At 46.9% G+C, this 13,166-nt stretch carries 13 protein-coding genes; 6 read left to right on the top strand and 7 right to left on the bottom strand.

The window, feature by feature from the left end; translation table 11 throughout:
- Positions 1–80: 80 nt before the first annotated feature.
- Positions 81–1,694 (bottom strand): LysM peptidoglycan-binding domain-containing protein, encoded by a 1,614-nt coding sequence (locus tag ACOJUO_RS20310; RefSeq protein ID WP_422137951.1) that lies wholly within the window; start codon positions 1,692–1,694, stop codon positions 81–83.
- Between the two features lie 42 nt (positions 1,695–1,736).
- Entirely contained in the window at positions 1,737–2,519 is a 783-nt protein-coding gene (gene gloB, locus ACOJUO_RS20305) for a hydroxyacylglutathione hydrolase (RefSeq protein ID WP_422137950.1), read from the bottom strand.
- Positions 2,520–2,752: 233 nt separating this feature from the next.
- On the opposite strand from gloB, the gene ACOJUO_RS20300 reads away from it, so the two are divergent.
- From ACOJUO_RS20300 to ACOJUO_RS20275, 6 genes are all read left to right on the top strand, one after another.
- Positions 2,753–3,526 (top strand): hypothetical protein, encoded by a 774-nt coding sequence (locus tag ACOJUO_RS20300; RefSeq protein ID WP_422137949.1) that lies wholly within the window; start codon positions 2,753–2,755, stop codon positions 3,524–3,526.
- Entirely contained in the window at positions 3,523–3,975 is a 453-nt protein-coding gene (rnhA, locus tag ACOJUO_RS20295) for a ribonuclease HI (protein ID WP_422137948.1), read from the top strand. Before ACOJUO_RS20300 ends, rnhA begins: the two co-directional genes overlap by 4 nt.
- Positions 3,972–4,655, top strand: coding sequence for a DNA polymerase III subunit epsilon (gene dnaQ, locus ACOJUO_RS20290; RefSeq protein WP_422137947.1), 684 nt, complete (start codon positions 3,972–3,974; stop codon positions 4,653–4,655). The genes rnhA and dnaQ overlap by 4 nt, the downstream gene beginning before the upstream one ends.
- 60 nt (positions 4,656–4,715) lie before the next feature.
- The gene (gene nudC, locus ACOJUO_RS20285; protein ID WP_422137946.1) at positions 4,716–5,495 is read left to right on the top strand and encodes an NAD(+) diphosphatase; all 780 of its coding nucleotides are present in this window, start codon (positions 4,716–4,718) and stop codon (positions 5,493–5,495) included.
- Between the two features lie 296 nt (positions 5,496–5,791).
- Positions 5,792–6,823 carry a protease SohB gene (gene sohB, locus ACOJUO_RS20280; protein WP_422137945.1) on the top strand — a complete coding sequence of 344 codons (1,032 nt, stop codon included), beginning with the start codon at positions 5,792–5,794 and terminating at the stop codon, positions 6,821–6,823.
- A gap of 50 nt (positions 6,824–6,873) precedes the next feature.
- Positions 6,874–7,161: a hypothetical protein gene (locus tag ACOJUO_RS20275; RefSeq protein WP_422137944.1), complete on the top strand. Its 288-nt coding sequence runs from the start codon at positions 6,874–6,876 to the stop codon at positions 7,159–7,161.
- Here the strand turns inward: ACOJUO_RS20275 and ACOJUO_RS20270 are convergent.
- The 5 genes from ACOJUO_RS20270 to ACOJUO_RS20250 all read right to left on the bottom strand — a co-directional run bounded on the left by ACOJUO_RS20270 (position 7,112) and on the right by ACOJUO_RS20250 (position 13,088).
- Entirely contained in the window at positions 7,112–8,281 is a 1,170-nt protein-coding gene (locus tag ACOJUO_RS20270; protein ID WP_422133737.1) for a cation:proton antiporter, read from the bottom strand. The two genes, ACOJUO_RS20275 and ACOJUO_RS20270, sit on opposite strands and share 50 nt — an antisense overlap.
- 159 nt (positions 8,282–8,440) lie before the next feature.
- Positions 8,441–8,938 carry a DUF934 domain-containing protein gene (locus ACOJUO_RS20265; protein ID WP_422137943.1) on the bottom strand — a complete coding sequence of 166 codons (498 nt, stop codon included), beginning with the start codon at positions 8,936–8,938 and terminating at the stop codon, positions 8,441–8,443.
- Complete coding sequence (locus tag ACOJUO_RS20260; RefSeq protein ID WP_422133735.1) at positions 8,922–10,577, bottom strand: nitrite/sulfite reductase; 1,656 nt, start codon at positions 10,575–10,577, stop codon at positions 8,922–8,924. The genes ACOJUO_RS20265 and ACOJUO_RS20260 overlap by 17 nt, the downstream gene beginning before the upstream one ends.
- Positions 10,578–11,213: 636 nt before the next feature.
- The gene (locus ACOJUO_RS20255) at positions 11,214–11,414 is read right to left on the bottom strand and encodes a DUF2970 domain-containing protein (RefSeq protein ID WP_422133734.1); all 201 of its coding nucleotides are present in this window, start codon (positions 11,412–11,414) and stop codon (positions 11,214–11,216) included.
- A gap of 105 nt (positions 11,415–11,519) precedes the next feature.
- The gene (locus ACOJUO_RS20250) at positions 11,520–13,088 is read right to left on the bottom strand and encodes a hypothetical protein (RefSeq protein ID WP_422137942.1); all 1,569 of its coding nucleotides are present in this window, start codon (positions 13,086–13,088) and stop codon (positions 11,520–11,522) included.
- Positions 13,089–13,166 lie beyond the last annotated feature (78 nt).

The raw sequence follows: 13,166 nt of genomic DNA, 5'->3' as shown, positions 1-13,166 counted from the left end.
AGCATCGACAGGATAGGGGAGTGGTTTATAGAGAAAAATATCAGACCCGTTCAAAACCGGGTCTGAGCATTATGAATTTATCATTCGTAAGCGCGGGTCACATCAACATAGAGAGTCAATTGTTGACCAGGCTGCAGGTATTTGCTGTCAAAGGTATTCCAGGTTCTGATCTGGGCTACGGCGACATTGAACTTGTCAGCGATTCTGGACAGGGAGTCACCATTGCGAACCTTGTAATTGACCCTGCGAACAACACCGTCCTGGGGCGCATTGGTTTTGGTCCACACCACCAGTGTCTGTCCGATCCTGAGATTGTCTCTGGGTGACATACTGTTCCAGCGAGCCAGTTCCTGGACACCGGTATTGTACTTTTTGGCTATGCTCCAGATGCTGTCTCCGGATTTAACAGAGTGATTCAGTTTGTGTCGTCCGGCACGCTGAGTGTTTTGCTTGGCAATACGGCGCTGCGGCGCTGTCAGGGCATACTCTTCCTTCTCTTTGACAGCGACGGGAATTAAAAGACTTTGACCAACCCGGATCAAGTCTGTTTCCATTTTGTTCGCTTCCTTGATGAGCCCGGGCTTGGTATTAAAAGTATTGGCAATCCTGATCAGGCTATCACCAGACTTCACTGAGTAGCGCTGCCATTGCATACGTTTTTCCGCCGGCAATTGAGCCAGTTCAGTCCGGAAGGATTCGGCTTTGGCAACAGGCACCAGAAGGTGGTGTGGACCAGAAGGAGGGGTGGACCAGCGATTAATCCCGGGATTCAGGCGATATAACTCATTCAGAGTAACGCCAGCCAAATTGGCCGCTTTGGCCATATCCAGCTGGCCACCGGTTTCAACCTTGGCAAAATGAGGTTTGTTAGGAATTGACTTTAGCTTGATACCGTATTTGGCCGGATCACGAACGATCTTGCCCAGGGCGATCAGCTTTGGAACATAGGCGGTGGTTTCTCTTGGCAGGTCAAGATGCCAGAAGCGGGTGGATTTACCCCGCCTTTCGTTCTTGTTGACCGCATTCATGACTCGCCCTGGCCCAGAGTTGAAAGCAGCCAGTGCTAATTCCCAGTCGTCAAACATTTCGTGCAGACTGACCATATAGTCCAGAGCTGCACGGGTGGCCTCAACCACATCACGACGACCGTCATACCACCAGTTCTGCTCCAGTCCGTAATGTTCTCCGGTAGCTGGCATGAATTGCCATAAGCCGGATGCCCCTGCATGGGAATAAGCAAATGGATCGAAGGCACTCTCTACTATGGGCATTAATGCCAGCTCCAGGGGGACGCCACGTTTCTCAGCTTCTATCAGGATGAAATAGAAATAGGGACTGGCGCGATCAGAAACGCGGTCAAAGTAGCCCTGGTTTTTCTTGTACCAGCGTAATTCTGCCAATACCCGGGGATGATTATTATCCAGGTCCATAGCGAGACCCCGACGAGTTCTATCCCACAGGTCGGTCAATGGTTTTTTGGCCAGCTGATCCTTAAGTGTTTTTTTGGCCGTTTTCCCTTTGGCAACTTTTTGCTCAACTTTGACTGGTGGAGTACCTGCCTGCTCTGGAGAATGACTCTGACAGCTTGTTAGAGTCATTATGAGTGTGGCGGCACTCAAGACTCGAATCAGGGGTTTAACTTCAGGTCCGGTATAGCGACCAGACGTTTGCTCTGTAATCAAAGGTTCAGACATAAAAACTATATTTATCTTGAAGGAACACAGGGGTTATCGTCATCAAAAGTGATCCTTCCAATGACGCAATGCTCCAAATACCTCTGAATCGTTTGACAGAGGGGCATTTGGGGCGTGCTCCTTAACAGCAGTAATGACACTATTCTGGTCAGTACGCATGAATGGATTAATGGTAAATTCCAGCTTGAGGCTAGAGGGCAGGCTTGGCCTGTTCTGCTCGCGAAGCCGGATGACTTTGTTGCGATACTCCTTAATAGAGTGGTTGTCGGGTTCAACGGTCTGGGCAAAGGCAAGATTTGCCAGAGTGTATTCGTGTGCACAATATACCCGGGTGTTTTCGGGTAGAGCGCGGAGTTTATTGAATGAGCTCTGCATTTGTTCAGCAGTCCCTTCAAACAGTCGGCCACAGCCGGCTGAAAAGAGGGTGTCGCCACAGAATAGAATGGGATCATCCTGATCAGGATTAGCGAAATAGGCAATATGATCGAGCGTGTGTCCCGGTGTTTTCAAAATACTGAATTCAGTACCGAGCACTGCTAGTGTCTCTGTGCCATCCAGGGTGTGGGTAATGCCGGAAATTGCCGAATTATCAGGGCCATAGACTGGAATGCTACGGTTTTTTGTTAACTTTTCTATGCCGTTTGTATGATCCCAGTGATGATGGGTAATCAAAATGCCCGACAATTCCAGATCAAGTCTATCCAGTGCTTTCTCGACCACGCTAGCGTCACCCGGATCAACGACCAGACTTTGTTGACTGCAATCTTCAGAGAGCAGCCAGATGTAGTTATCTTGAAAAGCCGGGATAGCTTGAATGCGGATCATAGGACATTCTGTCGGATAATGGTCAATAACATTCTAATGCCTGTAATGGACAAAAAACCATTTTTACAAATTTTGCGTGTAAAGTCTGTACTATTTTCTTTACGATTGTCATAGGGGATGACACCGATGCTGGTTGAATCCTGCCGTGCCCGATAAGATGTGTATTTGAGCAGGACAACAATCTGGCTCGAGGTTTTTGCTGATTTCACTGCAGCATACACGGAAAAAGCCTGATGCAATGGTTTAAAAAAACGACCAGACCTGAAATGCCTCAAAAGTTGCAGGCCCTGCAGGGTTGGATGCAATCCGGTGCAGGAGAGTTTGTCCTTGAGACAGAACGCTGTCACATAGAACATGAGTTAAAGTATATCTTTGGTTATCATGCTGTTGAATTATCGGTATCTCCGACTGCGGCTCTGTTGTCAGAGTCCCAGGTAAGTCGAAACTTTCAGTTTCACCCCTTAAACTCTGAGCCGACGTCTTCGTTGTTGCTTGATCCTTATCACTGGCCGATAGCTCCGGGCAGCCTTGACCTGGTCCTGCTGCATCATATGGTAGAAGTGTCTGATCGCCCGCACCGACTTCTCAGCGAAGCGGGGCATACCATCATCCCCGGAGGGAAGATGATGGTAGTCGGTTTTAACCCTCTGAGTCTCTGCAACATCAAGCGTATGATACTTCCGGGTTATCGAAGGTTGTTCAGTGGTGTCCAGTTCATTAGTCCAAGTCGGATGAAGGACTGGTTAACCTTGCTGGGGTTCAGTGTTGAGAAAGTGATTCATGGTGCCTACCTGTTCCCTTCTACCCACTCAGCCATGGGCTTGAAGTCGGAATTGATTGAACAACGCTGTCGTAGTTGGATGCTGCCTTTTGGCAGTTTTTACATCATAGTTGCCACCCGGGAAGTGGCAGGCATGACACCCATCAAGCCTGTCTGGTCCTCCGTGGGGCAATCCCTGGTCGGAAAACCGATTACAGGGTCCAGTCGAGTGGGAGATAATCGTTGAGCAAGCTCGTTGAGCTTTTTACAGATGGTGCCTGTAAAGGAAACCCCGGCCCCGGTGGTTGGGGAGTCGTTCTGCGTTACGGTACTGCTGAAAAAGGATTGTATGGTGGCGAGAAAGAAACCACCAATAACCGCATGGAATTGATGGCCGCCATTGTAGGATTGGAAACATTAACCCGGGCCTGCGAGGTGCGTGTCACAACTGATTCCCAATACGTACGCAAGGGTATAACAGAGTGGTTGTCCGGCTGGAAACGCAAAGGCTGGAAAACAGCGGCGGGTAAACCTGTAAAAAACCAAGATTTATGGGAACGGCTTGATGCCCAGAATACTCATCATAAGATTGAGTGGTGCTGGGTAAAAGGGCATGCCGGACACCGGGAAAATGAAATGGCGGATGAACTCGCCTGTCGTGGTGCTCAAGAGATTATTGAAGGTAAGAAGCAATGAACCGCCAGATCATAATGGATACGGAAACCACCGGGATAGACCCTTCGCAGGGCCACAGGATTGTCGAAATCGGTTGTGTGGAGATGATTGACCGTAAGCTGACGGGTAATACTTATCATGTCTACATCAATCCTGAGCGGCATATGGATGATGAGGTTATCCAGGTGCATGGTATTACCAACGAATTTGTTCAGGACAAACCACTCTTTGCTGCAGTGGCCAAAGATTTTCTGGATTTTATCAAAGATGCTGAGCTGATTGCGCATAATGCCCCCTTTGATATTAACTTTCTCAACCATGAGCTAAAGTGGCTGGATCCCGCCTTTGGGCAGGTTGAGGACTACAGTAAAATTACCGACTCTCTGGCTATAGCCAGAAAGAAGCACCCTGGTCAGAAAAATAACCTGGATGCACTTTGCAAACGTTATTTTATCGATAACTCGGCTCGTACCTTCCATGGTGCGCTCCTTGACTCTGAGATATTGGCTGAAGTCTACCTTGCCATGACGGGTGGTCAGACTTCTCTGCTTCTGGGAGGAACCGGAGAGGGGACTGATGATGTAACGGTTATCAGACGTCTATCTTTGGACAGACCCGCCTTGAAAATCATCAAACCGACCGATGCTGAATTACAGTTGCATCAGGAAAAACTGGAAAAGATAGGCCAGCAGAATTGGTAATTGCTACCAGTTTGCAATGACCGACTGACCATTAACTCATCATCGAAAGCAGTGACATACATGCACCAATACCAACCTGCAAACGGCTGGACCCCGGAAGGGGGTAATGCTGATCGTTATCTAATTCTGTCTGGTCATGACATCCTGATGAATTCCGAGGGGGAGTTCCTCTGGGAGAAACACCCCTGGATGGATAACCACGAATCAATCAGAACTGGAAATCTGGACGAATATTCGGTGTCGGTTATAAAAACAGACCGAATTCCTGAAGAGGGGAGTGCTGTTAATGCCCGACAATATATGGCGATGCAACCTGAATCAATGGTGGCGTTATACAGTCACGCCGCTCAAATCCTGAGATCCAGAAAAGACCACCAATTCTGTGGCCGCTGTGGTAGTCCATGCATGTCAAGCGAAGGGGATTGGTCAATGGTTTGTTCAGCCTGCGAAATGACTTACTATCCAAGGATATCTCCGTGCATCATAGTTCTTGTTCATAAAGGGGATGAAGTACTGCTTGTTCAACATCAGCGACATTTGCGTGATACAACAATGCATACGGTCATCGCGGGCTTTGTCGAGCCGGGCGAGAGTGCTGAGGAAGCTGTAATAAGAGAGATCAGGGAGGAAGTGGGTCTGGAGGTCGGTGAAATAAAGTACCAACTCAGTCAGAGCTGGCCCTTTCCCCATGCCTTGATGCTGGGCTATCACGCTGAATATAAATCAGGTGAGATTAGCCTTGAAGAGGAAGAGCTGGTGAGTGCTGAATGGTTCCGCAGAGATGATCTGCCGGACATACCCCCTAAATTCACAATATCCAGGATGTTGATAGATAGTTAATAATATACAATCATATGTCTTGTTGTGTTTAAAGATTTTGCTCCGTGCAAATTCTACCACTCAAAAAATACGGAACACATGGTCATCAAAACGACTGTCTCTGCCTTTGTGTGACCAGTCAAATGACCTACGGCAGAGCCGGAGGCTCATCAGCTGATGTTCTCAAAAACTGGTCGCTGGAGATCACTCAAGCCGCAGGTAAGCAGATGGCCAACCAAGCATTAGTTGGACTTTTCACATTCTCTTTTTCAGGTATCCTTAAGCACTCATATTGAAATGAATTATTGGAGGCTCTCTTGGAGTATCTGGCGGAATACGGCTTATTCCTTGCCAAAGTGGTCACATTTGTTGTGGCACTGCTGATCATCATTGTTGCGGCAGCTGCAATGGGACAAAAATCCAAAAAGATCAGTAAAGGGCATCTTGAAATCAAGAAACTGAATGAACACTATCAGCATCTGAAGGATGATCTTCAGCATGCGACGCTCGACAAGGAAAGGCTGAAGCAGCTGGCAAAGGAAAAAAAGAAAGCCGACAAGGAAAAGAAAAAGGATAAAGAAAAGCAAGTAAAACCACGTCTGTATGTCCTTGATTTTCACGGCGATATGAAAGCTTCTGCAGTCAAGTCTCTTCGTGAAGAGATCACTGCAGTACTGTCTGTTATCACAGACAAGGATGAAGTACTTCTGAAGCTGGAAAGTGCGGGAGGTATGGTACATGCCTATGGTCTTGCAGCTTCCCAGCTACAACGTATCAGAGATCGTGGTATTAATTTCACTATTGCAGTCGATAAAGTGGCTGCCAGTGGCGGTTATATGATGGCCTGTACGGCTAATCAGATTGTTGCTGCGCCTTTTGCCGTGATTGGTTCCATAGGTGTGATGGCTCAGCTGCCCAATATCAATAAATTGCTTAAAAAGCATGATGTTGATATTGAACTGCACACTGCCGGTGAATTTAAACGCACTCTGACGGTTCTTGGCGAAAACACTGAAAAGGGGCGTGATAAGTTCAAGCAGGATATCCAGGACACTCATGAGCTGTTCAAAGAGTTTATCAAGGAGGAACGTGAGCAGGTCAACGTAGAAGAGGTCGCTACCGGTGAAATCTGGTATGGCCGTCAGGCGATTGAGAAAAACCTGATTGATCTGGTCATGACCAGTGATGAGTATATCTATAGCAGGGTAGACTCCTCAGACATTATTCAGGTCAGTTATGAAGTGAAGAAAGGAATGGCCAGTAAACTGGGCTTGGCTGCTGAAACGACTCTGGACAATGCCTTCGGAAAAATCTGGGAAAGATTGTCTCAGGGTCGATACTTTTCTTAACTGCTCAAAGTGATATCTGGATAGTTCCCATGCTCTAGCGTGGGAACGAGTTGACTCCCGTCATTCCCGACTTCATTCTCGTCATTCCCGCGAAGGCGGGAATCCACACAGACTCACCACCAGAACCATACTGCCCGATGCCCCCTTGGCCTTGTCATCCCCGAGAAGGCAGAGATCCACCGTTGGCGCTGGATTCCCGCCTTCGCGGGAATGACGACCTCAGAGCATGGGAACGAGTTGTAGTGTTATCTGGATGGGAGAACCCCGTATTGTGCGGTTTTTTTTGTTTTAGTCTCTTCTCAGCTTTTCCGATACCGCTATGGGTGATTCATAGTTAAACACCACCACGTAGGAAGAGATGATCAATGTTAATATGGCAGTTGCCTGGACGACGTGAGCTGCGATCTCTCCCATCAACATCTGTCCCGCTGCCAGTACTGCAATCAGAATAGAAAACTCACTGGTCTGGCCCAATCTGAAACCGACTTCCCATGCCGTTGATTTGTTCTCATTGGCACTCAGTAAGATACCAAATGTGGCAGGTTTCAGAAGCAGACAAATAACGGTCATGATAACCGCAGGCAGCCACACTTCTCCGAACAAATTGAGGTTAAAGCTGGCACCGATTGAGAAGAAGAACAGAACCAGGAAAAAATCCCGCAAAGGCTTGAGATTAATGGCTATGTACTGAGAAATCGGGCTGGTAGCAATGCTGACCCCGGCAATAAAGGCACCAATTTCATAGGAAAGATTCAAGGCATGGGCCAGTTCAGCGAAGCCAAGACACCAGCCAATGGCTAAGAGGAACATGTATTCATGAAACCGGTCGAAGCGTGCCATCAATGGCAGCAGAGCATAACGAACAGCCAAAAAAGCCGCAGCTATGATCATAGGAAGTGCGGCGAGAGCCATCAGAACATCCATTTTACTGTTGGCAAATCCACCATCAAAGTTGTACAGCAGCAGGAGAACCAGAATCGCCAGCAGATCCTGCAAAAGCAGCAGACTGACAAGAATTTCGCCTGTATGTTTGTGATGCAGTACCGTAGTTGGCAATAATTTGATACCAATAATGGTACTGGAGAACATCATTGTCGCACCGGTTATGACGGCTTCTTTTTGGCTGAAACCAAATGCCAGTCCCAGTCCATAACCGGTTAGTGCAAATATGATCGAACTGATTAATCCTACCGTAGCTGTTTTCTTGAGCAGATGACCAAGGTGAGCGGGCTGCATATCCAGTCCGAGCAAAAACAGCAGGAATATAATTCCGACGTGGGCAATATCATTTAAAAGCCCGGTATCCGTAACCATTTCCATGCCATAGGGGCCCAGAAAGGCACCCAGTACGATGTAGGCGACCAGGAGAGGTTGACGGGTAAACAGCGCAGCAGTAGCGAGTATTGCAGCACCACTGAAGATAAGGAAGAAAGAGAAGAGCAGGGAACCACTTTCCATTAGACTCGCCAGATAAATGATTGTTTATAAAAGGGCTATTCCAGCCCGCATTTTGCTTGAAGCTAAAAGGCCAAGTATATACCCAAGGCTGTGAGTCCGGTAAACAAGAGAAGGGTAGGGCCGCTGACAGCAGCCCTTAACAAGTTGGATCTGGCTCTTCTAAGATGCCTGTCTTTTTCTGTAGAGAGGTTCAGGATCATCAGTGCTTCCCTGATACCTTAGGGTAAAAGTGTCCAATGCCTTGATAGCATCTTCTGCTTTCTGGTCTTCTCTGAGGTAATAACTTGAAAAGCCACACCGCTGCAACATGAAAATCTGATCGACAAGCACGTCACCCACGGCTCTGATATCTCCTTTGTAATGATAACGGTCCCTGAGGATGCGGCACAGGGAGTAGCCTCTACCATCAATAAACTTGGGAAAATTAATGGTAATCAGGTCGAAGCTGGACAGTATGTCAGCATAATTTTCAACTTCGTCATCACTATCAAGGAACAAGCCGGTTGGTTGCTGCTTTTGTTCAAGCAGTTTCTTATATTGATCGAGTTCCTTAGCTGGAATCAGCAGTGTCCCTGCAAATACCTGATCTGCAGATTCTGAATCCAGAATCCGGTAATCATCCTCAAAAACTTCGCTATTTTTAAGCAGCCTGGGCATACACACGCTCCTTGAAAGGGGTTATGCCAATGCGCTGGCAGGTATCGATAAACAGCTCATCTTCATGACGCTGCTCTATGTAAACACTGAGGATCTTCTCCAGCACGTCAGGAATTTCTTCACGCTTGAATGAAGGTCCAATAATTTTGCCCAGGGCAGCTTCTTTTGAAGCAGAGCCGCCGACCTGAACCTGATAATATTCAATGCCTTTTCTGTCGACACCCAGAATACCTATATGACCCACATGGTGATGGGCACAGGCATTCATGCAACCTGAAATGTTCAGGTCCAGCTCACCGACGTCATGCAGATAGTCAATATCGTCGAACTTGCGCTGAATTTCCTCTGCCAGAGGAATAGATCGAGCATTGGCCAGTGCACAGAAATCACCACCCGGGCAGCAGATCACATCGGTTAACAGGCCACGATTGGCCGTCCCCAAGCCAACAGCTGACAATTTTTCCCAAAGTTCAATCAGTGCCGTTTGTTCCACGTCAGCGAATATCAGATTTTGCTCGTGGCTAACTCTGAGCTCTCCCAGGCTGTAATGATCGGCAAGATCAGCAATAACATCCAGCTGTTCTGCAGATACATCACCAGGAGCATCCCCGGTAGCTTTCAAAGTCAGGGTGACGGCACAGTAACCTGGTTTCTTATGGGGAAACACATTCTGTTTCAGCCAGGAATGGAAACCTGCTGGCGCTTTCAAAGCCAGTTCATTAAAGTCCTGATCCACCAGTCCCTTGTATTCTGGATCAATAAAGTGCTGGCTGACACGCTTTATCTCAGCTTCAGGCAGAAGGGATGCGGAATCTTTGATCTGCTCCCATTCTGATTCCACTTTCTCTGTGAACACTTCAGGTGTCATGGCTTTTACAAGAATCTTGATGCGCGCCTTGTATTTGTTGTCACGACGGCCATAGCGGTTGTAAACCCTCAGAATGGCATCCAGATAGGTCAATAAATGTTCAGGCTCTATGGACTCTCTGATGACACTGGCGACCATGGGAGTTCGTCCCAGTCCACCACCGGCCAGTATCTTGAATCGCACATTACCGTTCTCATTTCGAAAGGCATGGACGCCAATGTCATGAACCATGGTAGCTGCACGATCTTCTTCAGAACCACAAACAGCGATTTTGAATTTACGAGGCAAAAAGGCAAACTCCGGATGGAATGTGGACCATTGACGGATGATTTCACACCAGGGTCTTGGATCTACAATTTCATCTCGTGCAACACCGGCAAACTGATCAGTCGTCGTGTTACGAATGCAGGCACCACTGGTCTGCACAGCATGCATCTCAACTTCCGCAAGATCAGCCAGGATATCAGGAACCTGCTCAAGCAGAGGCCAGTTCAACTGTACGTTCTGGCGGGTAGTGAAGTGCACATAGCCCTTATCATATTTGCGCGAAATTTCAGAAAGTCTTCTAACCTGGCGGGTATTCAACATGCCGTACGGGATTGCGATCCGCAGCATGGGAGCAAAACGCTGAATATAGAGGCCATTCTGCAGACGCAGGGGTAAAAACTCGTCCTCTGCGATCTCACCGGCGAGGTAACGTCGAGTCTGCTCTCTGAACTGACTCACTCTTTCGTCGACGATGCGTTGATCGTACTCATCGTATTTATACATGGGAATAATTTTTCTAAATGGGTTGGCGAGCTATCCAGAGGCCTGACTATAAGTACTCAACCATACGAAATCATATTTTCTGACTTATTGTTCAGGCACTCTGACTGCGTTGCAACTCTGGTCACATAGCTTGCTATGTTCCCGTCGTTGCGCCTTGCAGAGCACCTGCCCAATAAGCCAGAAATATTCGATTCCGTATGGCTGAGTACTTATCAGGCTTCTGGAAATCTGTTTCAGGCTCGATGCAGATTCCAGCTACGACCGAGAGTAGACAAGATAACAGTATTTTTGTATTTAGTAATAAAAAATTTTTTTATATAACTAGATGAAAACTGCATATCCGAAGAATCCATGTATTCGGGAGACTGAATAGGTCGCTTTGCTTAAGTGCCACAAACACATTATTCCAGATAAACTTTTCAATCAAGACTTATGGCGCGGAAAAGGATCATTGAGCAGTTGCCCGAAAAGCGATAATCAGCTAGCTTGGAGGAGCACCATCGAATAACTGATTGAGGGAATGAGAAATGTCTCAGGGAAAGCCCATGAAAGACAGTACTGTTGATGCCATTGCAGCTGTTTCGATAGTAATGCTGATTGTTGTTACTGCTGTATACTGGGTCAGCCATCAATAAGCTACCCAGACTGACTGAGCACCAGTTTCACCAACATTACCAGGATCAGAATAAAAACAAGCGTTCCCACAATACCGGCGATGATGAAGTGCGCCGGACGTCCCTGCGAAAAATCACGCGCCCTGTTTTTTTCACTCTGCACACCAAACGCAGACGCTAAGGCGCTCTGCAGCGTTGACAGGAAGCCAGTGCCCTTTGCCATGATAATTCCCCGTTTCGTGAGTTCGTCTCATTTATTACATGCCAGTGATGAAGTCGCAAGTGATATGACAGGAGAAAAATTAACAAAGCGTGATAATCTTAAAAATCACCTCAAGGTAGACGTGTGAAAGTAGAGTTCAGACAATGTCATAAAAGTTGTAGTCGCCCAAATCATGAGATATTTTGCATAGCGATTGGTGAATCCGCTCGCAAATGTCTTACTGAATGAGTAGTTGCTGTAACTCATAAAAAGAGAGCCAGCCATTAACGCTGAATAGCGGGTAAAGTCACTGGCCCCCTGAGCCACCAGATATTTATCGGCACCATCAACCAATGCATACCCGGCTCCTTTTATGTAATGTCCACCGCATACAGTCATTCCAAGGCTATTAAACGCTTTTCCTATGGCAGCCTGTGTTATGGCTGACGGGATATAGGAAAGGCCAGATGTCACTTTTTTGGCCGGTTCCAGACTGGTGGCAGGAACAATGGTTATATCAGCTTCACCCAGAATACGATGGAAGAACAGTTGAATGCAGGCACCATTGACACTGATCGAGCAGGAGAGGAAGTGATCTGCCGGTACCGCCTTCAATATATTATTGGCATAGGTATTACCCGTAAAGGCAGTGACCATTAACTTTGTTCCATAGGGAAGGGCTGTAACTAAACTGGTGAACAGCGAGGATTTCATTTTATTAATCTCGCTATCGGTCTCTTTGGCAAATATTTTCTTCTCAGCAACCTCATTAATCGCTTTGGTCGCAATATTCGCAAACAGCTTCCACGTATAGAATATCCGCACATCAGACTCAGACATCTCTTTCTTGTTTAGAACCAGGCCCAGATTATCCCGATAATGTAAATAGGTGCAAAAAATAGCAAGAGACAAAGTGTAACCGCTGGCATCTATCTGAGGTGTGATGTAAGACCAATTATGATCTCTGATCAAAAGCGGTATTATATCCCCCAATGCCAGAGCTTCTGCCAGTATTTGAGCGTTGGCGAAATGTCCATAATATCCGTCACTGGTATCAACAGGTCCCGAGCTGAAGAGCAGGGAATTGAAAAGTTTGAGAAGAACAGTCAGTGATTTACCGGTGTAATAAACAATGTTATTCCTTATGACCAGACTGTCTCCATTCTCCTTATTTTGATAAACATGGACTTTTTCCAGCCAGTCCGTACCAAGTTCAGGCAGATCTGACTCCTGAAATAAAGCCGTTTTTGTTTCCGAATCAGTAGCGGTAGGACAATCCATTTTCGCAGTACAATGTAACTGGGCATCTTTTTCTAATGATGAATGATCAGAGCCTGAGGATACTTCGGCTGGCTTTATCTGCGTAAGTACCGTAAAGCGCACAATCTCTGTCAGCTGCTTTGAAGTTTCCTGTTGATTGAAAAGGTAAATCTCAACATCACACTTGAGTCTCTGCTGATTACAGGGTGCCCGAATTTCGTGATCCAGACTTCTTGCCTTTAACAAGCCAGGTAATGTCACCTCGAGATATTCTCTTGCCTCTTCCGAATACATATCCGGTAACTCAGTTATGATAAATTCTACGGACTCCTGCTCTTGTATAGCATCAACACCAAAGTGCTGCTGAAACCAGGCAGCATGTACATCGATTCCCGTTTCAAAACCCGGAGCCGGAGCAGTATGAAGATCACGCAACTTCGAGTTTGTTTGGCCAACACAGAGAGAAGTGAAGCAAGCAGATAAAACCAAAAAAATTAACTGTTTGAGCATTAA

The sequence above is a fragment of the Endozoicomonas sp. ALC020 genome (assembly GCF_049275935.1).
Taxonomy (GTDB): Bacteria; Pseudomonadota; Gammaproteobacteria; order Pseudomonadales; family Endozoicomonadaceae; genus Endozoicomonas_A.
This window is presented reverse-complemented; position numbering and strand designations above follow the sequence as displayed.